The sequence below is a fragment of the Glaciecola sp. 2405UD65-10 genome, assembly GCF_048820975.1.
In the GTDB taxonomy this organism is placed as follows: Bacteria; Pseudomonadota; Gammaproteobacteria; order Enterobacterales; family Alteromonadaceae; genus Glaciecola.
This window is the reverse complement of sequence record NZ_JBMEUF010000001.1, coordinates 809,925-831,801: the sequence shown is the minus strand read 5'-3', so window position 1 is coordinate 831,801 and position 21,877 is coordinate 809,925. Positions and strand designations below refer to the sequence as shown.

The 21,877-nt window shown below is 39.2% G+C and carries 15 protein-coding genes; 10 read left to right on the top strand and 5 right to left on the bottom strand.

The window, feature by feature from the left end; translation table 11 throughout:
- The first annotated feature begins 144 nt into the window (after window positions 1–144).
- Entirely contained in the window at window positions 145–576 is a 432-nt protein-coding gene (locus tag ACOI22_RS03800) for an SRPBCC family protein (protein ID WP_420670376.1), read from the top strand.
- Window positions 576–908: an RnfH family protein gene (locus ACOI22_RS03795; protein WP_420670374.1), complete on the top strand. Its 333-nt coding sequence runs from the start codon at window positions 576–578 to the stop codon at window positions 906–908. Before ACOI22_RS03800 ends, ACOI22_RS03795 begins: the two co-directional genes overlap by 1 nt.
- A 3-nt stretch (window positions 909–911) precedes the next feature.
- Here the strand turns inward: ACOI22_RS03795 and ppsR are convergent, their stop codons facing one another.
- A complete protein-coding gene (ppsR, locus tag ACOI22_RS03790; RefSeq protein WP_420670372.1) occupies window positions 912–1,724 on the bottom strand; it encodes a posphoenolpyruvate synthetase regulatory kinase/phosphorylase PpsR in 813 nt (270 codons plus the stop codon).
- A 210-nt stretch (window positions 1,725–1,934) separates the two neighbouring features.
- Here ppsR and ppsA point away from each other — a divergent pair, with 210 nt between their 5' ends.
- A complete protein-coding gene (gene ppsA, locus ACOI22_RS03785; protein ID WP_420670370.1) occupies window positions 1,935–4,307 on the top strand; it encodes a phosphoenolpyruvate synthase in 2,373 nt (790 codons plus the stop codon).
- A gap of 203 nt (window positions 4,308–4,510) precedes the next feature.
- Window positions 4,511–7,567 carry an FAD-binding and (Fe-S)-binding domain-containing protein gene (locus ACOI22_RS03780; RefSeq protein ID WP_420672305.1) on the top strand — a complete coding sequence of 1,019 codons (3,057 nt, stop codon included), beginning with the start codon at window positions 4,511–4,513 and terminating at the stop codon, window positions 7,565–7,567.
- 121 nt (window positions 7,568–7,688) lie between these two features.
- Here the strand turns inward: ACOI22_RS03780 and ACOI22_RS03775 are convergent, their stop codons facing one another.
- On the bottom strand, window positions 7,689–7,958 hold the full coding sequence (locus tag ACOI22_RS03775) for a hypothetical protein (protein WP_420670368.1): 270 nt from the start codon (window positions 7,956–7,958) through the stop codon (window positions 7,689–7,691).
- Window positions 7,959–8,174: 216 nt separating this feature from the next.
- On the opposite strand from ACOI22_RS03775, the gene ACOI22_RS03770 reads away from it, so the two are divergent.
- The 4 genes from ACOI22_RS03770 (at window position 8,175) to fusA (ending at window position 12,893) form a co-directional block, all read left to right on the top strand.
- Window positions 8,175–9,068 (top strand): transcriptional regulator GcvA, encoded by an 894-nt coding sequence (locus ACOI22_RS03770; RefSeq protein WP_420670366.1) that lies wholly within the window; start codon window positions 8,175–8,177, stop codon window positions 9,066–9,068.
- Window positions 9,065–9,493 (top strand): DUF423 domain-containing protein, encoded by a 429-nt coding sequence (locus ACOI22_RS03765; RefSeq protein WP_420670364.1) that lies wholly within the window; start codon window positions 9,065–9,067, stop codon window positions 9,491–9,493. The genes ACOI22_RS03770 and ACOI22_RS03765 overlap by 4 nt, the downstream gene beginning before the upstream one ends.
- Before the next feature lie 5 nt (window positions 9,494–9,498).
- Complete coding sequence (gene rlmM / locus ACOI22_RS03760) at window positions 9,499–10,635, top strand: 23S rRNA (cytidine(2498)-2'-O)-methyltransferase RlmM (RefSeq protein ID WP_420670361.1); 1,137 nt, start codon at window positions 9,499–9,501, stop codon at window positions 10,633–10,635.
- Window positions 10,636–10,802: 167 nt separating this feature from the next.
- Window positions 10,803–12,893 (top strand): elongation factor G, encoded by a 2,091-nt coding sequence (fusA, locus tag ACOI22_RS03755; protein ID WP_420670359.1) that lies wholly within the window; start codon window positions 10,803–10,805, stop codon window positions 12,891–12,893.
- A gap of 79 nt (window positions 12,894–12,972) precedes the next feature.
- Here fusA and ACOI22_RS03750 read toward each other — a convergent pair whose 3' ends face one another.
- Genes ACOI22_RS03750 through ACOI22_RS03740 form a run of 3 tightly spaced genes read right to left on the bottom strand, consistent with a single transcriptional unit; the run spans window position 12,973 to window position 16,981 of the window.
- Window positions 12,973–15,012, bottom strand: coding sequence for a transglutaminaseTgpA domain-containing protein (locus tag ACOI22_RS03750; protein WP_420670357.1), 2,040 nt, complete (start codon window positions 15,010–15,012; stop codon window positions 12,973–12,975).
- Window positions 15,013–15,014: 2 nt separating this feature from the next.
- A complete protein-coding gene (locus ACOI22_RS03745) occupies window positions 15,015–16,115 on the bottom strand; it encodes a DUF58 domain-containing protein (protein WP_420670355.1) in 1,101 nt (366 codons plus the stop codon).
- Window positions 16,073–16,981: an AAA family ATPase gene (locus ACOI22_RS03740; protein ID WP_420670353.1), complete on the bottom strand. Its 909-nt coding sequence runs from the start codon at window positions 16,979–16,981 to the stop codon at window positions 16,073–16,075. The genes ACOI22_RS03745 and ACOI22_RS03740 overlap by 43 nt, the downstream gene beginning before the upstream one ends.
- Window positions 16,982–17,374: 393 nt before the next feature.
- Between ACOI22_RS03740 and pgm the strand changes: the two genes are divergently transcribed.
- Both pgm and ACOI22_RS03730 read left to right on the top strand, forming a co-directional pair.
- Window positions 17,375–19,009: a phosphoglucomutase (alpha-D-glucose-1,6-bisphosphate-dependent) gene (gene pgm / locus ACOI22_RS03735; protein ID WP_420670351.1), complete on the top strand. Its 1,635-nt coding sequence runs from the start codon at window positions 17,375–17,377 to the stop codon at window positions 19,007–19,009.
- A gap of 199 nt (window positions 19,010–19,208) precedes the next feature.
- Entirely contained in the window at window positions 19,209–21,755 is a 2,547-nt protein-coding gene (locus ACOI22_RS03730; protein ID WP_420670349.1) for a glycogen/starch/alpha-glucan phosphorylase, read from the top strand.
- The last annotated feature ends 122 nt before the right edge of the window (window positions 21,756–21,877 follow it).

Genomic DNA, 21,877 nt, shown 5'->3' with positions numbered 1-21,877 from the left:
TAGTATACCCTCGAAATGCTGGGCTGGGAAACAAGTTATCTTTATTAATAAAGATTATGTGGTTGAATTTTTTGTAATCAACCCTCACTTTTAAGCCATAGTGGATAAAATAATCAAGATATAAGGCCAATTTAAACTTAACGCATGCCTACAATTAATAAAAATGCTTTAGTACCTTACAGTGCTGAGCAAATGTACAACTTAGTCAACGACGTAGATTCTTATCAAGAATTTTTGCCTGGTTGCCGCTCAAGTGAAGTCATCAGCGAGTCTGAATCTCAGATGCATGCGAAAATGACATTGGCTAAAGCGGGCATTGAACAAGTGTTAGTGACTAAAAACACCTTAATACCAAATGAACAAATTATAATGCAGCTTTCTGAGGGGCCATTTAAACAGTTAGGGGGTGGATGGACTTTTACGCCGCTATCTGACGAAGCCTGCAAAATAGAGCTATCTTTAGATTTTACGTTTTCAAGCCGCCTAGTAGATATGGCCTTTGGTAAAGTATTTAAAGCCTTGACCAACAATATGGTTAAAGCATTTTCAGATCGCGCTAAAGAGGTTTACAAATAGTGAATAATTCTATTTCGATTGAAATTACCTATGCATTGCCAGAAAAACAAAGCTTAATAAATTTGTCGGTGCCAACAAATTGTTCAGTTAAAGACGCAATTGAACAGTCGGGTATATTGGCTTTACATCCTGAAATAGACCTTAGCGAAAATAAAGTGGGTATTTGGTATAAAGCTACCAAGCTTGATACCCCATTGAATGATGGCGATAGAATTGAAATATACCGTCCTTTAATTGCCGATCCTAAAGAAGTACGCAAAAAGCGTGCGGCAAAAGCAGTAGACGAAGGGCGTGCCAACAAGGTAACTGGCGGGCGCCCCAAAGCCTCATAACAACTAATATTTTTTACGCTTTAATCCTGTTTGCGCTAAAATTTTAGCTGAAATTTCTTCTACCGAATACTTTGTGCTATTTAAGCAGGGTATTTTTTCTTTGCGATACAAGTTTTCAACTTCGCGTAATTCCATTCTGCATTGCGGCATTGAAGCATAACGGCTATTGGCTTTTCGCTCCGAGCGAATTGCGTGTAGGCGATTTGCGCTAATTGTTAAGCCAAACAGTTTACTTTGAAAGCGCCTCAGGATAGGAGGAAGCTTTAAAATATCGCCCATATCTTCTTCAGTAAATGGGTAATTCGCTGCCTTAATTCCGTACTGCAAAGCTAAATACAAGCTTACCGGCGTTTTACCTGAGCGTGATACTCCCACTAAAATAATATCCGCTTCTTGATAGTCTTTTATATTCGAACCATCATCATTGGCTAAGGCATAATTAACCGCTTCAATGCGAATATCATAGGTTTTTTCATGCATCGAATGAGTTCGGTGCTTTTCAGGTTTAGAGGGCACGCCAATCACTTTCTCAAGCGGAGCCACAAATTGGTCTAAAAAATTATAGTTAATTCCAACCGAACTGCTAATAATACGACCAATGTCTACATTAACGGTTGTGAAAAACACCAAGGGCCTCTCGTTTGATTGCTCAAATGCACGTCGAATTTGTTCAACAACAAGTTTTGCATGTTGTTCTGTTTCAACAAATGGGACAGTAATATGTTCAAACTCCATGGGGAACAATGACAGCAAAGCGTGCCCAAACACCTCTGAAGTGATTGCCGTTCCGTCAGATATATAGAATGCTGTACGCACAACATCTCCTTAACAATGTTGTAATTTAATTACGAAAAAAAATAAATTTTACTTTCAATTACAAGCCAATTTACAATCATTAGGTGCTCAACCTAACACGATTTATGAAATTGTAATAGTAATTGAAAACCTACAATGTTTAGTCAGCTTTGGCTAATGAGATTTTAATTTTTAAGCTTTGTTTAAGAAGTTTTGCTGGAGGCTCCTACAGTGCAAGAATATGTTCTTTGGTATCAAGAGTTAGGCATGGATGACGTTAATCGAGTCGGCGGAAAGAACGCTTCGCTTGGTGAGATGATATCAAACTTATCTAATGCCGGTGTGCAAGTACCAGGTGGTTTTGCCACCACGGCTTACGCGTTTAATGAATTTTTAGATAAAAGTGGTGTGGAAGCAAAAATTCACGAATTGTTAGATGCACTTGACGTTGATGACGTTAACGCCTTAGCTGAAGCGGGAAGTCAAATAAGACAGTGGATTTTAGAAACGCCTTTTCAAAGTGAATTAGAAGACGAGATTCGAAGTGCTTTTGAAACATTGTGCGAAGGTAGCGGTAATGAAGCATCGTTTGCCGTTCGTTCATCAGCAACCGCCGAAGACATGCCCGATGCATCATTTGCAGGGCAACAAGAAACGTTTCTTAATGTGAAAGGTTACGAGTCGGTTTTAGTCGCCATTAAACATGTATTTGCTTCATTGTTTAATGACCGTGCAATTTCATACCGTGTTCACCAAGGTTATGACCATAAAGGCGTTGCATTATCAGCCGGTATTCAGCGTATGGTGCGAAGCGATTTATCAGCATCGGGCGTTATGTTTACTATAGATACTGAATCGGGTTTCGAAGACGTTGTGTTTATTACAAGTTCTTACGGTTTAGGTGAAATGGTTGTGCAAGGCGCAGTTAACCCTGATGAATTTTACGTGCATAAACCAACGTTAAACGCAGGCAATCCTGCCGTTCTTCGTAGAAATATTGGCAGTAAAATGACCAAGATGATCTACTCAGAAGATTTAGAACACGGTAAACAGGTTGAGATTGTTGATATAGACAAATCTGACAGCTTAGCATTTTCAATTAATGACGATGAAGTGATGGAACTTGCTAAGCAAGCTATGATCATTGAAAAGCATTACAAACGCCCTATGGATATAGAGTGGGCAAAAGATGGCGTTGATGGCAAGCTTTATATTGTTCAGGCGCGCCCTGAAACTGTACGAAGCCGCGAAGATATGCAAGTTATTGAGCGTTTCCAGTTAAATGGCCAAGCTAAACTTGTGTGTGAAGGCCGTGCCATTGGACATAAAATTGGAGCTGGTAAAGCTAAAGTGCTTGGCTCTATAGCTGAAATGGACAAAATTGAACAAGGTGACGTATTGGTGACCGACATGACGGACCCAGATTGGGAACCGATCATGAAAAAAGCGTCTGCGATTGTAACTAATCGAGGCGGTAGAACTTGCCACGCAGCAATTATTGCTCGTGAAATGGGGATTCCAGCTGTAGTGGGTTGTGGAAATGCAACTGATCTTATTCTTACTGATGATGAAGTAACCGTATCTTGCGCAGAAGGGGATACTGGGTATATTTATGGTCAAAAACTTGATTTTGAAGTGACTACATCGCGTATTGACTCAATGCCTGATTTACCGCTAAAAGTGATGATGAACGTTGGTAATCCAGATCGAGCGTTTGACTTCGCCCGTTTGCCTCATGAAGGGGTTGGATTGGCCCGCCTAGAATTCATTATAAACCGAATGATTGGCGTACATCCTAAAGCCTTGCTTAATTTTGATGAGCAACCTGATGATGTTAAAGAAGAAGTGCAAGAGATGATTGCGGGCTATGCTTCACCGGTTGAGTTTTATATTGAAAAATTGGTTGAAGGGATTGCTTCAATTGGGGCTGCGTTTTCACCTAAGAAAGTGATTGTTCGTATGTCTGATTTTAAGTCAAACGAGTACTTTAACTTAGTTGGTGGTTATCAATACGAGCCTCATGAAGAAAACCCAATGCTAGGTTTCCGTGGTGCTAGCCGTTATATTTCAGAAAGCTTTAGAGATTGCTTTGCACTTGAATGTGAAGCAATTAAACGCGTAAGAAATAAAATGGGTTTAGTGAACGTTGAAATTATGATCCCGTTTGTTCGAACCCTTGAAGAAGGTCAGCAAGTTATAGAGTTATTGGCTGAACAAGGTTTGGTTCAAGGTGAAAACGGCTTACGTGTAATTATGATGTGCGAACTGCCTTCTAATGCTTTGTTAGCTGACCAATTTTTAGATATCTTTGATGGATTCTCAATTGGCTCTAATGACCTAACTCAGTTAACCCTTGGATTAGACCGTGATTCTGGCTTAATTGCTCATTTGTTTGATGAGCGAAACGATGCAGTTAAAGCTTTGTTGTCTATGGCAATAAAAGCCGCCAAAGCGCGTGGTAAGTATGTAGGTATTTGTGGGCAAGGCCCATCTGATCACGAAGATTTTGCTGCTTGGCTAGTAGAGCAGGGCATTGATAGTGTTTCATTAAATCCAGATACAGTGGTAGAAACATGGTTGTACTTAGCTGAACAACATAAATAAGCCTTATTACAGTATGTGAACTTACTGTTTGCAAGTCTTAATAAGCATGATAAACCCGCCGATGTGCGGGTTTTTTTATTTTAATTGCACCCGTTGGTGGTTTACACACGTACACAGGAATTATGCAATGCTTTAGCATTTTGACTAGAGTCGTTTGAAGTGTATAGGTATACTGTTGTTTCACTAAATTGGGAGTTAACTTGTTGAACGTACTACCTCATTTGTCGTCATTGGACAACATCACGCCTGCTACACGTGACTTTATTAATAAATTGCGCGCCAGTGAATTTACAGGGGATATTGAATACTCTTATTCAAGTCGCTTAGCGGTGGCTACAGATAATTCGATTTATCAAAAAACACCACAAGCCCTTGTGCTGCCCAAATCAATTGAAGATATTCAACATATAGCCAAAAGCGCCCATGGTAATGTAGACATAAGCTTTAGTGCCCGCGGAGGCGGCACGGGTACTAACGGGCAGTCGCTCACGCCAGGTGTGGTTGTAGATACATCACGCTACATGAAAGAAATTCTTGAACTTAATTTGGAAGAATCATGGGTAAGAGTGCAATCAGGCGTAGTGAAAGACGCATTAAACGATTTTTTAGCCCCCCATGGCTATTTTTTCTCACCTGACCTTTCAACCAGCAATCGAGCCACTATTGGCGGGATGATTAGCACCGATGCTTCAGGCCAAGGCTCGTTAGTATATGGTAAAACAAGCGATCACCTGCTTGGTTTAGAAGCCGTGGCAGTTGATGGAAGCTTGATTAGCACTGGGCCAATATCATTAAAAGAAGCCCAAGATATTGCGCAAACAGGTGGCGTACTGGGCAGTATTTATCAACAGGTACTGAATACCTGCGTTGAAAAAAGACAGGCTATAATTGATAAATTCCCACGCTTAAACCGGTTCTTAACCGGTTATGACTTAGAGCATGCATATGACTTTGAGTCAGAGACTATAGACATAGGCCGTTTAATTGCCGGTGCAGAAGGCTCACTCGCTTTTATTGGTGAAGCAAAGCTTAATATTACCAAAATTCCTACTTTTACAACCTTGGTAAACATCAAATACGACAACTTTGAGTCTGCTTTAAGACACGCCCCAAGTATGATTGCAGCCAATGCAACTTCGGTAGAAACTGTTGATAGCAAAGTATTGAATTTAGCCCGTGCTGATATTATTTGGCACAGTGTATCTAGCCTTATTAGCGATGTACCTAATAAGGCAATGGATGGCTTAAATATGGTGGAATACAACAGTGAAAATCAAGATGAAATCACAGAAAAAATTGCACTGTTAACGTCTAGGCTTGACGACGAAATTGCACAAAACAAAAATGGGGTGATTGGTTACCAGTTAACGACTGATAAAGCCGATATTAAGAAAATATATGCCATGCGCAAAAAAGCCGTTGGCTTGCTAGGTAAAAGCAAAGGCGAGAAAAAACCAATTGCCTTTACTGAAGACACAGCTGTGCCGCCTGAAAACCTTGCTGATTTTATTATGGAGTTCAGAGCATTACTTGACGCGCATGGTTTAGATTATGGCATGTTCGGGCACGTTGATGCGGGAGTATTGCACGTTCGTCCAGCTCTAGACTTATGCGATCCAGAACAAGAGAAACTGGTTAATGTTATTTCTGAACAAGTGGTTTCTTTGGTCGCGAAATACGGTGGCCTAATGTGGGGGGAGCACGGCAAAGGGTATAGAAGTGAGTACGTTCCTGCGTTTTTTGGGCAAGAGCTCTATACAGAACTCAGAAAGCTCAAAGCGGCTTTTGATCCACATAATCAAATGAACCCCGGCAAAATTTGTACGCCCATTGAAACTAACTTTGAGTTAGTTAAAGTGAGTGACACTAAGCGAGCCACATTTGATAGGCAAATTCCTATTGCGTTTAAACAAAGTTTTGAACCGGCTATGAGTTGTAATGGCAATGGTTTATGTTTTAATTACGATGTGAAATCGCCAATGTGTCCGTCAAGTAAAATCACTCAAGACCGCAGGCACAGTCCGAAAGGGCGAGCGGGTCTTATTCGTGAATGGCTGTATCAGTTAAGTAAACATAATATTAACCCTGACAATATTGCCCCTTCAAGTTTCAAACACAGCTTGTTCAGTAAAGTGAGCAATACTTGGGGTAAATCTCATAAAACAGATTTTAACTTTGAAGTGTTTGAGGCAATGAACGGCTGTTTAGCGTGTAAATCCTGCTCAAGTCAATGCCCCGTAGGTGTTGATGTGCCAGATTTTAGAGCTAAGTTTTTAGCCATTTACTACTCAAAATATTTGCGCCCTTTAAAAGATTATTTTGTAGCCAATGTCGAAAGCCTAGCGCCTATGATGGCCAAAGCTCCACGCTTATTTAACTTTCTTGTACAAAATAAACCCAGTGAATGGTTGCTTAAGAATGCTATTGGCTATGTGGATACTCCTGCGTTATCTACACCAAAGTTAATAGAAAGAACCTTGGTTAAGCCATATGTTGTCAATAATCAACATGACTTAAATCAGTTAGCAAGCCTAAGTGATGAAGCCAAAAAACAACATGTTTTGATTGTTCAAGACCCATTCACCTCATTTTACGATGCTGATGTAATTGAGCATTTAGTTAAATTCTTAAAGAATATGGGGAAAACACCTGTCCTTTTACCATTCTCTCCCAATGGTAAGCCGCAGCATGTGAAAGGTTTTTTAGATAAATTTGAAAAAACCGCTCGCAGTACAGCTTCGTTTTTAAGCTCGGTACATCAACTGGGTATACAAATGATAGGTGCAGATGCTTCGTTGGTGCTATGTTATCGCGATGAGTACACTAAACTACTGGGGAATGAGTTAACTAATTTCTCGGTGTTAACGGTTACAGAGTGGCTTAAACAACATGCTCATGACTTTAATCTTTCCGGTATTCAAGGTTCTAATACTCAATATAAGCTGCTGGCACATTGTTCTGAAAAAACAGCGCTGCCAGAAACAGAAGCTACATGGAAGCAAGTTTTCGCACAATTTGGTTTGCAACTAAATGTTGAAGCCGTTGGTTGTTGTGGTATGGCTGGCACATATGGTCATGAAGCTGAACACCTTGAAAACTCTACAGGAATTTATAACTTAAGTTGGCAAGCGGCAGCTAAGGTCTCACAAAATGAAGAGATTGTTGTAACGGGCTATTCTTGTAGAAGCCAAGTCAAACGTTTTGAAAAATATAGGCCAAAGCATCCAATTGAAGTGTTAGCTGCAATAAGCGCGGTATAAACATGTGGGGCTGTTTCTATATGGGTAATCTTTGTAAAGAGAAGATGTAAATGTGCTTAAAAAGAGAAGGAGCTTTAATACAATTGCTCATTTCTATTTGTTTTAAGCACATTTATGCACATTACTCACTTGCCTGTGCGCTAGTTAATTTAGCATTGTTTTTAAAGCTTGACGCTTTAGCGATAACTTTACCTTCAATATCTGTATCAGATAGTGTAAAAGAAGTGTTAGCAAAGCTAATATCTTTAAGAGTGATTTGTTGCTTTTGAGTTTCTTGCAAAGCGGCAATAACTTCTTCTTTATTAATTGTTGATTTAGCGTTCAATTCGCCTTCGAATGCAAAGCTATTTATTGAGACGCTTAGGCTTAGTAATAATAATGATGTTTTCATTTTGTATCCAAGTTAAAAGTTTATTTAAAATTAATGTTGCGTAAATTAACAAAACTAAATTTTCTCATTAACACTTGCAAAGTATTGATATGAAAGTGCTTATTTAATTTTGTTGCTGTATATTACGACTGTTTATAGAAAACGTTTAACGATATAAATTGATTTTTCGCATAAAAATAACTAATGTATATGAGTTCATAATTAAGTATATTTCCTATGTCAAAAAGATTACCTCCATTAAATGCGCTAAAAGCCTTTGAATCAGCGGCTCGCCACTTGAGTTTTACAAAAGCGGCTGACGAATTATTTGTTACACAGGCGGCGGTGAGCCATCAAATCAAAAGTTTAGAAAGCTATTTATCGATAAAATTATTTCATCGTAAAAATAGAGCCTTGCTACTAACGGAAGAAGGGCAGTCTTATTTTCAAGATTTACGCGATATTTTTGTACACATGCAAGAAGCCACTGATAGATTAGTGGCAATGGGTGAGAAAGGCGCCATTACTATTGCAACGCCGCCTAGTTTTGCAAGTCAATGGTTAGTGCCTAGAATGCACCGGTTTTCATCTTTACACCCTGATATTGATGTGAGAATAAAAGCCGTTGATTTAGACGACGATTTTCTTGATAACTCAGTTGATATTGCTGTTTATTACGGCTTAGGCAATTGGCCTGGCTTGCATGTCACAAAATTACTGTCGGAATACTTAACGCCTATTTGCTCCCCATTATTATTAAAAAAGGGCGATGGTTTACGGGAATTGAAAGATTTAGCACAGCACACCTTGCTACATGATAATACCCGTGGTGCTTGGAAGAGTTGGCTACGCGAATTTGGCATCAAAGATATTAACGTTAATCATGGCCCTATTTTTAGCCATACCATGTTGGTTTTGCAGTCAGCAAGTATAGGGCAAGGTGTTGCACTTTCAGATACTGTATTGGCCAAACCTGATATTGATAGCGGGCGTTTAGTGTGTCCTTTTGAAGAGAGAATAGAATCTAAGCTGAGCCATTACTTGGTGTGTAAAGAGCATCAGGCTGACCAAAGTAAAATTAAGGTGTTTAGCCAATGGATGTTAGATGAAGTAAGTGATTTGAATTTATGAATACGGATGACAAGGGTAAGCACACATGGCTTTGGGGCTGTATAGCTTCGTTTTTCGCGCTAACGAGCGTAGCAATGGGAGCATTTGCTGCACATGGCTTAAAACATACTATGGATACATATCAGTTAGATATTATGGCTAAGGCCGCTCAGTATCAAATGTACCATGCCTTAGCTATGTTGGTGATTAGTGCTATATTATTGATATTAAGCGTAAATTCAGTAGAACAAAAAATCATTCAGTTTAAACATATGCTGCATCAAGCCAATGTGCTTTATACTGTTGGTATTATATTATTTAGTGGCAGTTTGTATGCCTTGGCGTTTAGCCAAATGAAAATATTTGCATATTTGACGCCCTTAGGTGGGTTTTCGTTCTTATTAGCCTGGTTTTGGCTGATGTTTGCATTCTTTAAATTAAGGTAAGTGGCTTGGATTTAATATTTTATTGTAGAAGCGGTTATGAAGCAGATTTGCTTGGTGAAGTTGAACACGCTTGTGCAAAACAAGGCTTGTATGGATATGCCAAATTAACTAAAAACAGCGCAGAGCTTACCTTCACTATGCCGCAACTTTCCGCTGCAAATACGCCAAATGCTTATACTGAACTTAATAAAAAACTGCCCGCATTGGAACAACTTGTATTTGCTAGGCAAAAGCTAATTGGGATTAGTGAACTAAGGTTTGAAACTAACGACAGAGTAAGCGAAATTTTAACTTTGTTGGAAAACCATAAAAATGAATATGCTAATTTGCCAGCGTTTACTGATGTGTTCACCGAGTATGCAGACACTGAAAATGGGAAACAAATGGCGAAGTTTTGCAAAAAATTTGCGGTACCACTTCGAAATCAACTTAGAAAAGCCGGTTTGTTGAGTAAACAAGCGCACAAGAAAGGGGCTTATCTGCATTTAATTTTTTCTGATAGCACTAAGTGTACCCTAGCCATAAGTTTACCCCATGACCGAAGCGAGCATCATTTAGGTATTCAGCGTTTGAAAATGCCTAATGAAGCGCCAAGTCGTTCTACGCTGAAATTAGAAGAGGCAATAAAATTATTTTGCTCACCTCAACAAGAAGCTGAATTATTTAGCGCGGGTATGCGAGCCGTTGACTTAGGGGCATGCCCTGGAGGCTGGAGTTACCAACTTGTTCAGCGAAAAGTAACCGTAGAAGCCGTTGACCACGGCGAAATTCAAGCAGAATTAATGGCTACAGGTTTGGTAGAGTATTATAGTGAAGATGGATTCTTGTATCAGCCCCAACAGGGCAATGTTGACTGGCTAGTATGCGATATGATTGAACAACCCACGCGGGTAAGTGAGTTGATGCTACACTGGTTAGTATCCGGCTTGGCAAATGCAGCCATTTTCAATTTAAAGCTTCCCATGAATAAACGCTTTAAAGTAGTACAACCTATACTAGATAATTTAAATAGCGCGTTAAGTGATAAATTTGGACATGTTGTTATAAAAGCTAAGCATCTTTATCACAATAGAGATGAAGTAACAGTATTTGTTATTGTTAATAGCCAACTGCTGAGCGCCTACAATCATCAAATTAAGTAAGAGGCTCAATTTTACAGCAAATTTTTATCCAAATTTGATGCTAAAATAGGCTAAAATACCCTTAAAGATAGACTTTGAAAAAAATAAGCATGAAAGTGGTGTAAATTCTGTTCAATGATCTATATAATTCGCCCGAAAATTTTAACGAACTAATTAAAGTGGGAAGCATGTCTGATTTAGCTCATTACAGAAATATTGGTATTTTTGCTCACGTTGACGCGGGTAAAACAACCACTACAGAACGAATTTTGAAACTTACTGGTCAAATACATAAGACGGGTGAAGTACACGATGGTGAATCTACTACTGACTTCATGGAACAAGAAGCTGAGCGCGGTATTACCATCCAATCAGCTGCGGTAACATGTTTTTGGAAAGATCACAGATTTAACGTTATCGATACTCCTGGACACGTTGACTTTACAGTTGAAGTTTACCGTTCATTAAAAGTACTTGACGGTGGTATTGGTGTTTTCTGTGGTTCTGGTGGTGTTGAGCCGCAGTCAGAAACTAACTGGCGTTATGCGAACGACTCAGAAGTAGCACGTATTATCTTCGTAAACAAATTAGACCGTATGGGTGCTGATTTTTACCGTGTTGTTAAGCAAACTCAAGACGTACTAGCTGCAAATCCTCTAGTTATGGTATTGCCTATTGGTATTGAAGATGAGTTTGTGGGTGTTGTTGACCTATTAACGCGCAAAGCTTACATTTGGGATGACACTGGTCTTCCTGAAAACTACTCAATCGAAGATGTCCCAGCTGACATGGTTGATAAAGTAGAAGAATACCGTGAAATGCTAGTTGAGACTGCTGTTGAGCAAGACGACGATCTTATGATGGCATATATGGATGGCGAAGAGCCGTCTATTGAAGACATCAAGCGTTGTATCCGTAAAGGTACACGTACAATGGACTTCTTCCCAACATACTGTGGTTCTGCATTCAAAAACAAAGGTGTTCAATTAATTCTTGACGCTGTTGTTGATTATTTACCTAGCCCTACAGAAGTTGATCCTCAGCCACTTACTGATGAAGAAGGTGAGCCTACAGGTCGTGTAGCTTTAGTTTCTGCTGAAGAAACTTTCAAAGCGCTAGCGTTTAAAATTACTGATGACCGTTTTGGTGCACTTACTTTCGTACGTATATATTCAGGTACGCTGAAAAAAGGTGACACAATCTTAAATGCGGCTACAGGTAAAACTGAGCGTATTGGTCGTATGTGTGAAATGCAAGCTGATGATCGCAACGAATTAGATAAAGCGCAAGCGGGTGACATTATTGCGATTGTTGGTATGAAGAGTAATGTTCAAACCGGCCACACGCTATGTGATCCTAAAGATCCAATTATCTTGGAAGCGATGGTATTCCCAGAGCCAGTAATTTCAATTTCTGTTAAGCCTAAAGATAAAGGTTCAACTGAGAAAATGGGTATTGCGATTGGTAAAATGGTTGCAGAAGATCCAACTTTCCGTGTTGAAACTGATGAAGATTCAGGTGAAACCATTCTATCAGGTATGGGTGAGTTACACTTAGATATCAAAGTAGACATATTGAAGCGTACTTACGGCGTTGAGCTAGAAGTAGGTCAACCGCAAGTAGCGTATCGTGAAACGATTACTCAAGAAGTTGAAGATTCATACACGCACAAGAAGCAATCTGGTGGTTCTGGTCAGTTCGGTAAAATTGATTACCGTATTAAGCCTGGTGAGCCAAACAGTGGTTTCACTTTCAACTCTGTGGTTGTGGGCGGTAACGTTCCAAAAGAATTCTTCCCAGCGATTGAGAAAGGTTTCAGAGGCATGATGGAAGAAGGCGTATTAGCTGGCTTCCCTGTGTTAGACGTTGAAGTTGAGCTTTATGACGGTGGTTTCCACGCAGTTGATTCATCAGCTGTTGCATTTGAAATTGCAGCTAAAGGTGCATTCCGTCAGTCAATTCCTAAGGCTGGTCCTCAGTTAATTGAGCCAATCATGAAAGTTGACGTGTTTACACCAGATGATCACGTAGGTGATGTAATTGGTGACTTGAACCGTCGTCGTGGAATGATTAAAGACCAAGAAGCCGGTGCAACTGGTGTTCGTGTTAAAGCAGACATTCCTCTTTCAGAGATGTTTGGTTATATCGGAAGCTTGCGTACTATGACTTCTGGCCGTGGTCAGTTCTCTATGGAATTCTCTCATTACAATCCGTGTCCTGCGAATGTATCGGAAAAAGTAATTGAAGAAGTGAAAGCACGTAAAGAAGCGAAAAAGTAAGTTAAATTGCTTTTAAAAGAGGCCCGTTTTACGGGCCTTTTTTTTTGAGTATTTTTGGCAAACAATACTATTTTTTGTTCTATTTAATGCCGGAATTTGGCTTTACTTTGATGTTTAGAAGCTTGCGGCTTATTGAATGTAAGTCTTTGCGAATCTTAGCACTACTGGCATTTATACTTGGCGCTGCTTGATAATGATGGCGATAAAAAATACTGATGTACTGCGCCAGCACCATTTTTAAGTCAGACGGTAATTGCGATTCTATTCGTTGATAAAAGCTATACAAGGGCTCACTGTTCTTGCGTGAAAATCCTAATTTATCTAATTTTCTAAGAACCTTATCTAAATCTGATCTAGGTTTATATGAAAACCACTTTTTGTATGGAACAAACAGTAACGCCAAAAACAATGCGATGGCTGCAAATGTCGCAATCAAAAAAGAAGTCAGATTTTTTTGATTCAATTCACCAAAAATTCTTTCAATTAAACTTGCTTGAGAATCTTGCCCGAATTCGAGTACAAATGTATTCCAATTAAAATCAATAACAGCTAAGTTTTTTCGCATTCTACTTAGAAAAGAGTCAGGGAATATACTAGAAAATGTATCGTTATAATAATGGGTTTCGTGTTCACTTAAAGACGACATTAAGCCTGATAGTGCTCTATTGGGGGCAATAAGGGCTGTTGGATCATAGCGTAGCCACCCTTTATCAGGATGGTATGCCTCAACCCATGCGTGGGCGTCATATTGTCTTACGCTAAGCATATTATCACTTTGCAACTCACCACCTTGATATCCTGCCACCATTCTCGCCGGGATATTTGCTTTTCGTAAAATGTAGGTCAGTGCTGACGCATAGTGCGAGCAAAAGCCTTTTTGATGGTCAAATAAAAATGCATCAATAGGTTTATTGCGCATCAATGGTGGGTGAAGCGTGTACTTAAAGATTTGCTTGTCAAATAGGCTATTAATAACATTTAGTTTTCCTTCAAATGTCTTTTTAGGAACAACATTCATCTCAACCCAAGTGTCAGTTCTAGGATTACTATCTTGTGGTAGTTGCAAGTATCTTTCATTATCTATTATGGGTGTAAAATTACTAAGTGGCGCGTGATATCTAGAGCGCAAAATATAGAGCGAGGGACTGTTTGAAATAGCTGAGGTGTATAATTGATACTGGCCATTAACGTATATTTCATCACTGCCCATATTATCTTCGATGTTGGGAATATCTAATGAAAAGAGCCATTTTGTATTGTTAGGCTCAGCCATAACTAAATAATGGTAATTCGGTTCATCATTATTACTATTGCTTTCTAGGCGATCACTGTAAATTTGATTAGTTGGCAATACATTTGAAGCGATTGACCATGTATTTCCGTCAAAGTAATCAAGTACTATTGAGCGCCAGTATCTGTGCTCAGGCGGTGGTACTGCGCCGGTAAATTCAGCTCTAAAAACAAGATCATCTGTTTTGGCTAAACTAGCAATATCACCAGGGGTCAATGATTCCGATAATCCTGTTTGAGCGCTTTTATCTACAACTGTTTGCCAAAAGGGGGGAAGTCGAGGAGCTACAATAAATAAGGCAACGGTTATAGGAAGGGCTTGAGCAATAATCTTTATACTTTGCTGATAACTTTTACTTAGTTTTAAGTCCCCTCTGTTGACTAAAAAGGCACTAATAAGTAGCAATACAAGCAATAAAAAATACGTCATCACAAATGCGAAAGTTTGGTGATAAACAAGCCCACATGCTATCAAAAACATTTGTATGGCTAAAATTAAATAAAAATCTCGTTTGTTTTGCATGTTAATTAGCTTTAAGCACCCAGCAACCACCAGTAAATTTACCATGGTAGCCATAAGGCCGTGCTCATTTGATAAGAACGCTAATAGCACCATGCAAAAAATTGCGAGCAAATTTAGTGTCATACTTTTAATATTAGGTAATTTGCGCGTGACTCTTAACAAGGCAATTACCATTGCACAAGCGCTTAAGACCCAAACCCATGACATTAATACTTGTGCCATGCTTAAAAGCACCGCTACAAAAACGAGTAATAGAGGCAAATAAACAGAGGCGCGAGTACTTTTGTTGACTGAGCGGTATTGCATTTTTAGAGCTCCTCACGATCTGACATAAGGGGCTGTTTGGGCGTATATATTGCGAGTTGATGCAAACAATCTTGCAAGTGCTTTTCACCTTGATTAGGTAAAATTGTATTTGTTTCTAAATCTAAGCCAAAACTAACATGGTCTTTTTCCAATTGTTGAGCCTGAAAGCACAAACACTGCAAAGCTTCTTCAATACCTAAATGTATGTAATCGCTCAAGCGCAACCAACCCGTTAAACTCATATTTTCATTAAAGTCTTTTGTGAGCATCCCTTGTCCTTTTGCAACATGTTTCCAGCTCACATGATGTATAGGATCACTCGTTTGATATTCTCGTATTCCTTGCAAGTTATCAGAAATGGCGTATTGAGAGTCGCTTGATAGCGCCAACTGATTCTCACTATTTGAACGATTGAGTATCAGAGGTGACTTCCTCATTTTGGGGTACACTACGATATCTAATTTAGGAGATAAATGTGTCCAACACTTAATTAGGCCAAAACCATAATGTGCGGAAATTGTAATTTTAGCGCATTGATGTATTCCCCGAGTTTGGGGCGGCAAAGGCAGCTTTAGATGGGTTAGTTGGCCATTAATATTTGCGTTAAGTTCTGCTAGGGGAGGGTTACTTTTAGTCAGCGCTAGAGATTTAATGTGCTTGATGCTTATTCTTAAGCTTCCCCCTTCGTAATTGTAGAGCGAGTGAATTTGAATAGGTAAATGAAACTGCCTATTTTCATAATCAGCCTGAATGGGGGTGAATAAAATAGTATGCTGGGTAAAGTAGAAAAAAGAGTGAAACACACATAACAAAAGTATGGCGCTTAAAAAATAACACAAAAGTAATATGGTGTTATTTTGCAGGTTTGTTCCTAGAATAAATAAACTACTAGAAATCGCAATTATTACCCAGCCAAAGCCAGATGGCATAATAAAAGTGTTATTAATGTTAAACTGAATTTCGTTTTTATTAGAACTTTGCTTCCCTAGCCATTCACGCCTAAGGTCTAAATACCATTTACGTAATTTACTAAAAGTAGTGTCTTGCTTTATGCCGTTCATCAAGCGGCGAGAGGGTCTACTTGTTGCAATAAATGCTCGCAATAGGTAGTTGCCGTTGCTGACATTAATTGGCCGCGTAGCCTATGTTCGAATACGGCAGGCAATACAAATTGCACATCTTCTGGGCTCACAAAATCTCGCCGCTTTACGAAAGCGGCTGCCTGCGCACTGCGATATAAAGCTTTTGTTCCCCTTGGTGAAATAGCATTTGGGAAGTCAGAAGATTCACGTGTTAGAGTAACCAGATTTAATATGTAATTTAACACGGAATCACTTACTACAACTTGATTCACGCGGCTCTGTAAAGAGCTTAACTGTTCAAAATTAATGACTGTATTAAGTACTGTTTTTACGTTGCTCTCTTGCAGCATGGCTTTTTCAGATTCATAACTAGGATAGCCTAAAGATAGTTGCATGTTGAATCTATCTAACTGGGATTCAGGAAGAGGGTGAGTACCAGATTGATGCAAAGGGTTTTGACTCGCAATTACAAAAAATGGGGAGGGCAAATCACGACTTATGCCATCTATTGTGACTTGTCTTTCTGCCATTGCCTCTAATAAAGCACTTTGCGTTTTAGGGCTAGCGCGATTTATTTCGTCGGCAAGAATAAGCTGGTTAAAAATGGGGCCAGCGTGGAAACGAAATGATTGCGTCGCATTTTCGAATATATTAACACCCAGCATATCTGCGGGTAATAAATCAGATGTAAATTGAATTCTAGCAAAATCAAAACCAAGCACCTCAGCTAAAGCATGAGATAAGCTTGTTTTACCCATTCCGGGTAAGTCTTCTAATAAAAGATGGCCGTTTGCCAATAAACACACCAGGGCAAGTTCAAGTTCAACTTCTTTGCCTTTTATAACTCTACTAATTTGTTTAATACAAGTATCTATATCTGATCGCATGGCAGTGATATTCTTCTATGTTTATAGTCGGCAGTTATTTTTATAATTAGTGAACCCTAAACCGCCGAGCGTTTTGGTTCTCATAAGCTAAGTGTATATGAGCGCCACAATTTTCGCATATTAAATTAAATACCTTAGTATGAATGCTTTTTGTAATTTCGCCAAACCAGATTAGGTGAGCATAATTTTAGAATTCACTACTGCTCAATATTGTCATGATTAGATAATAAATACGTTTTATAGTTTATCTTTGAAATTTAGAGAGCAAAAACAATAATACTTTTACCTTATTTATTATACATTAGTCCTGAAATACCCATTTCTTTGTTACTTCGCTTCTGCAATAATAAATTTGGTTTACCTAATAATACTCACTGAAAAGGATTTAATTTTATGGCTGTTCATCCCAATGCAGGAAACCCTGCTTCACAAAACGACCTTATAAACGTTGCTAAATTAACCAGTGATTATTACGCCTTACAAGCTGATGTAAATGACCCTACTCAAGCGGTTAGCTTTGGTACTTCAGGGCACCGAGGCACTTCTTCAAATGCTAGTTTTAACGACATACATATTGCGGCTATATGTCAGGCGCTTGCTGAATTTAGAGTACGCGAAAATATTACCGGTCCAATATTCATTGGAAAAGATACTCATGCTTTGTCAGAGCCGGCTTTGGTAACTGCCATTGAAGTGTTGTGCGCGAACCAAGTAAACGTGGTCATTCAAGAAAATAATGGTTTTACGCCTACGCCGGTTATTTCAAATACTATTGTTTCGTACAACCGAAATAGAATTAAAGATTTAGCTGACGGAATTGTAATTACGCCTTCGCATAATCCACCAACTGACGGCGGATTTAAATACAATCAAACCCATGGCGGCCCAGCTGACGGTGGCGTTACTAGCCAGATTCAAAATAGAGCTAATGAAATTATTGCTAACGGCCATGTGATTAAACGCATTACTTTAACCAGTGCAATGAATTCAGAATATGTAAGTCAAATTGACTTTGCTACGCAGTATATTGATCAATTAGATCAAGTTGTCAATATGCAGGCAATAAGTGAAGCTGGGTTAAAGTTAGGCACCGACCCACTAGGTGGTTCAGGTATTCATTACTGGGATAGAATTGCAGATAAGTACAACGTAAATATTGACGTTGTTAACCCCGTTATTGACCAACGTTTCGCATTCATGCCGTGTGATCGTGATGGTAAAATAAGAATGGACTGCTCATCAGCTTACGCGATGTCTGGTTTAATTAAGTTAAAAGATAAATTTGATTTAGCTTTTGGTAACGACCCTGATTTTGATCGCCACGGCATAGTGACCAAATCAAGTGGCTTAATGAATCCCAACCATTACTTGGCCGTAGCAATAAATTACCTGTGCCAGAATAGACCCAATTGGGACTCAAACGTTGGTATTGGAAAAACGCTGGTATCAAGCAGCATGATTGACAGAGTAGTCAAACACTTAGGCAAAAATATGTTAGAGATGCCTGTTGGATTTAAATGGTTTGTTGATGGGCTCTCGGAAAAAAGTATCGCCTTTGCCGGGGAAGAATCGGCAGGCGGAATTTTCCTAAAACAAAATGGCGACACTTGGGCGACTGATAAAGACGGCTTTATTATGTGTTTATTGGGAGCAGAAATTACTGCCGTTACAGGGAAAGACCCTGGCGAACATTATCAGTCTTTAACATCACAGTTTGGAGACCCTTGCTATACCCGTATTGACGTAGCTGCCACACTTGAGCAAAAGAAAACCTTGTCTTCTTTAAGTAAAAGTGACATTAGTGCATCTTCTATGGCAGGAGAACCCATTACCAATATACAAACTCATGCACCCGGAAATAACGCAGCAATTGGTGGCGTGAAAGTCAGTACTGACAATGGTTGGTTTGCAGCTAGACCATCAGGCACCGAAAACGTCTATAAAATTTACGCAGAAAGTTTTAATGGTGAAAGCCACTTACAAGAAATAGTTAAAGAAGCTGAAGAATTAGTGGCGAGCGTACTCTAGAAACGCCATTTGTTGGTGATTTGTTTCTATTTATGTGCTTTTTGGTTAATTAAACGCTTAATTATTTTGTATATAGTTAAAAGCTCTTAAAATTTAACGTATATGTAACAAACATACGTATGTTTTGTCTTATTCAGTATGGAGTTAGGTGTGTTTCTGTAATAAAATTACAGAGTATTCACTCACTCTTGGAATAAACATGAGCACGCAATCACCGAACACAAGTAAAGCGAAGGTATCACGCAGTCCTGGTAAAAATAGGGCTGCTAAATCTGCGAAAGGTAATTTGAACGGCGCTATTCCAGCCGAATTGTTTGATAAAAAAGCGTTTAAAGAAACGGTTATCAAACATCTGCATGGTTCCCTAGGTACTGACGAAAACAAAGCAGATAATCATGCTTGGTTTAAAGCCACCAGTGCTGCTATTCAAGAGTTAGTACTTGACCGTCTTAGGTCAACACAGAAATCTCACTACTTAAACGATACCCGTGCTGTTCACTATTTCTCGGCTGAGTTCTTAATGGGCCGTTTATTATCAAACAACATGCATAATTTTGGCTTATTTGAAGTGGCTGATGCCGCGCTAAAAGAGTTGGGTGTAGATTTAAGTGATGTTTTAGAAGAAGAGCCAGATATGGCTTTGGGAAATGGCGGCTTAGGTAGGCTTGCTGCTTGTTTTATAGACTCATTAGCCACCATGGATTACCCCGCTATAGGTTATGGTATTCATTACGAAAATGGCTTGTTTCGTCAAGAAATTAAAAATGGTGCACAAATAGAACGCCCTGATAGCTGGCGTGATTATGGTAACCCTTGGGAAATTTGCCGTCCAGAATCTATTCAAGAGGTGCCGCTTTTCGGTTATGTTGAAACCAAATACGGTAAAAATGGCAATATTCAAAAAGAATGGCACCCAGGTGAAATTGTTAAAGGGGTTCCTTGGGATATTCCGGTTGTTGGTTTTGGCGGCAGTACGGTTAATGTACTTCGATTATGGCAGAGCCAATCTTCAGGGCATTTTAACTGGGATGTATTTAATGCCGGCGGATACGTAGATGCACAGCGTGAAAACGTGCAAGCAGAAACAATTTCTAAGGTCCTATATCCTAATGACGAGACTGAAGCAGGTAAAGAACTTCGATTAATTCAGCAGTACTTCTTCAGTGCTTGCTCATTAAAAGATATTATTCGTCGCTATAAGCGTGCCCATGGAGATAACTGGGATCGTTTTTCTGAACAAGTAGTGGTGCAACTAAATGACACGCATCCAGCCATTGCCATTCCCGAGCTTATGCGTATTTTGGTGGATAGAGCCGAGTTAGATTGGGATACAGCGTGGAATATTTCTAAAAATACCTTCGCATACACTAACCACACCTTGTTGCCTGAAGCGCTAGAAAAATGGCCTGTTCGTATGATTGAAAAGATTCTACCTCGCCACATAGAAATTATTTATGAAATTAACCATAGGTTTATGCAAGAAGTTGAACGCAAATGGCCGGGTAATAATGAAATCAAGGCTAAGCTCTCAATTATAGAAGAAGCCGGCGAAAAAATGGTTCGCATGGGTAATTTGTCGGTAATTGGGTCTTTTGCTGTAAATGGTGTGGCTGAAATTCACTCCAAATTAGTCAAAGAAAACTTGTTTCCTGAATTTGATCAGCTTTATCCAGGTAAATTAACGAACGTAACAAATGGTGTTACACCTAGACGTTGGTTAAAAGCCTGTAATCCACTCTTATCTGATTTAATATCTAAAAAGATAGGCGATGAATGGCCCCTGCAGCTCGATAAACTCGATGATTTATCGCAATACGCTGACAACAAAACATTTCAAAACCAATTTATGCGGGTGAAGTTAAAAAACAAAGAAATACTGGCAAAAGAAATAAAAGCCTTAACCGGAATAGAGGTGTCAACTAAAGCTATTTTTGATATTCAAATTAAGCGCCTACATGAGTATAAACGCCAGCATCTTAACTTGTTGCACATTATGGCCTTGTATCGTCGTTTGTTAGAAAACTCTGAGTACGATATGCATCCTCGCGTATTTATATTTGGAGCGAAAGCCGCACCAGGTTACGCATTAGCAAAAACAATTATTTACGCGATTAATAAAATCGCTGACAAAATAAATAATGACAACCGCGTTAACCATAAAATTAAAGTCGTGTTTTTACCCAATTATAGAGTGTCATTAGCGGAAAAAATGATTCCTGCAGCGGATGTGTCTCAGCAAATTTCAACGGCGGGGAAAGAAGCTTCTGGTACTGGTAATATGAAGCTTGCTCTTAATGGTGCGGTTACCATTGGTACCTTAGACGGTGCAAATATTGAAATAGCCGAGGAAGTGGGCGATGACAACATTTTTATTTTTGGAAAAACCGTAGATGAGGTAGCGGCCATTAATGCGGCGGGTTACAACCCTTATGATTACTATTACCAAAACAAAGAGCTGAAGGCATTGTTAGATTGGTTAGATAGTGATTACTTTACCCCGGGCCAACCAGGTGCGCTTTCGAGCTTGAAAAATAGCATGTTAAGCGGCGGCGATCCCTATTTAGTATTAGCTGATTTTGATTCGTATAGTGAGTCTAACAAAGCACTGGATGAAGCTTATAAAGATAAATCAAGATGGGCGAAGATGGCAATTTTAAATACCGCTAAAATGGGTAAATTTACGTCAGATCGGTCAATAAATGATTATGTCGATAGAATATGGAAATTAGAGAAATGTAAGGTATAACTTAGCGTTCAAGCATGCGTTAACGTGGATTGAAGAAAAAAGCCGGTTTTCCCGGCTTTTTTAGTAAAGGTAAAAGATAAATATACGATATATAGATATACAGGAAAGATTTATTACAAGTT

Bases quoted from the DNA above. Each gene is read 5' to 3' on its own strand.
- ACOI22_RS03750 (WP_420670357.1), bottom strand. From the start codon at position 15,012: ATGCAATACCGCTCAGTCAACAAAAGTACTCGCGCCTCTGTTTATTTG.
- ACOI22_RS03740 (WP_420670353.1), bottom strand. From the start codon at position 16,981: ATGCGATCAGATATAGATACTTGTATTAAACAAATTAGTAGAGTTATA.
- pgm (WP_420670351.1), top strand. From the start codon at position 17,375: ATGGCTGTTCATCCCAATGCAGGAAACCCTGCTTCACAAAACGACCTT.
- fusA (WP_420670359.1), top strand. From the start codon at position 10,803: ATGTCTGATTTAGCTCATTACAGAAATATTGGTATTTTTGCTCACGTT.
- ACOI22_RS03800 (WP_420670376.1), top strand. From the start codon at position 145: ATGCCTACAATTAATAAAAATGCTTTAGTACCTTACAGTGCTGAGCAA.
- ACOI22_RS03770 (WP_420670366.1), top strand. From the start codon at position 8,175: ATGTCAAAAAGATTACCTCCATTAAATGCGCTAAAAGCCTTTGAATCA.
- ACOI22_RS03765 (WP_420670364.1), top strand. From the start codon at position 9,065: ATGAATACGGATGACAAGGGTAAGCACACATGGCTTTGGGGCTGTATA.
- ACOI22_RS03730 (WP_420670349.1), top strand. From the start codon at position 19,209: ATGAGCACGCAATCACCGAACACAAGTAAAGCGAAGGTATCACGCAGT.
- ACOI22_RS03775 (WP_420670368.1), bottom strand. From the start codon at position 7,958: ATGAAAACATCATTATTATTACTAAGCCTAAGCGTCTCAATAAATAGC.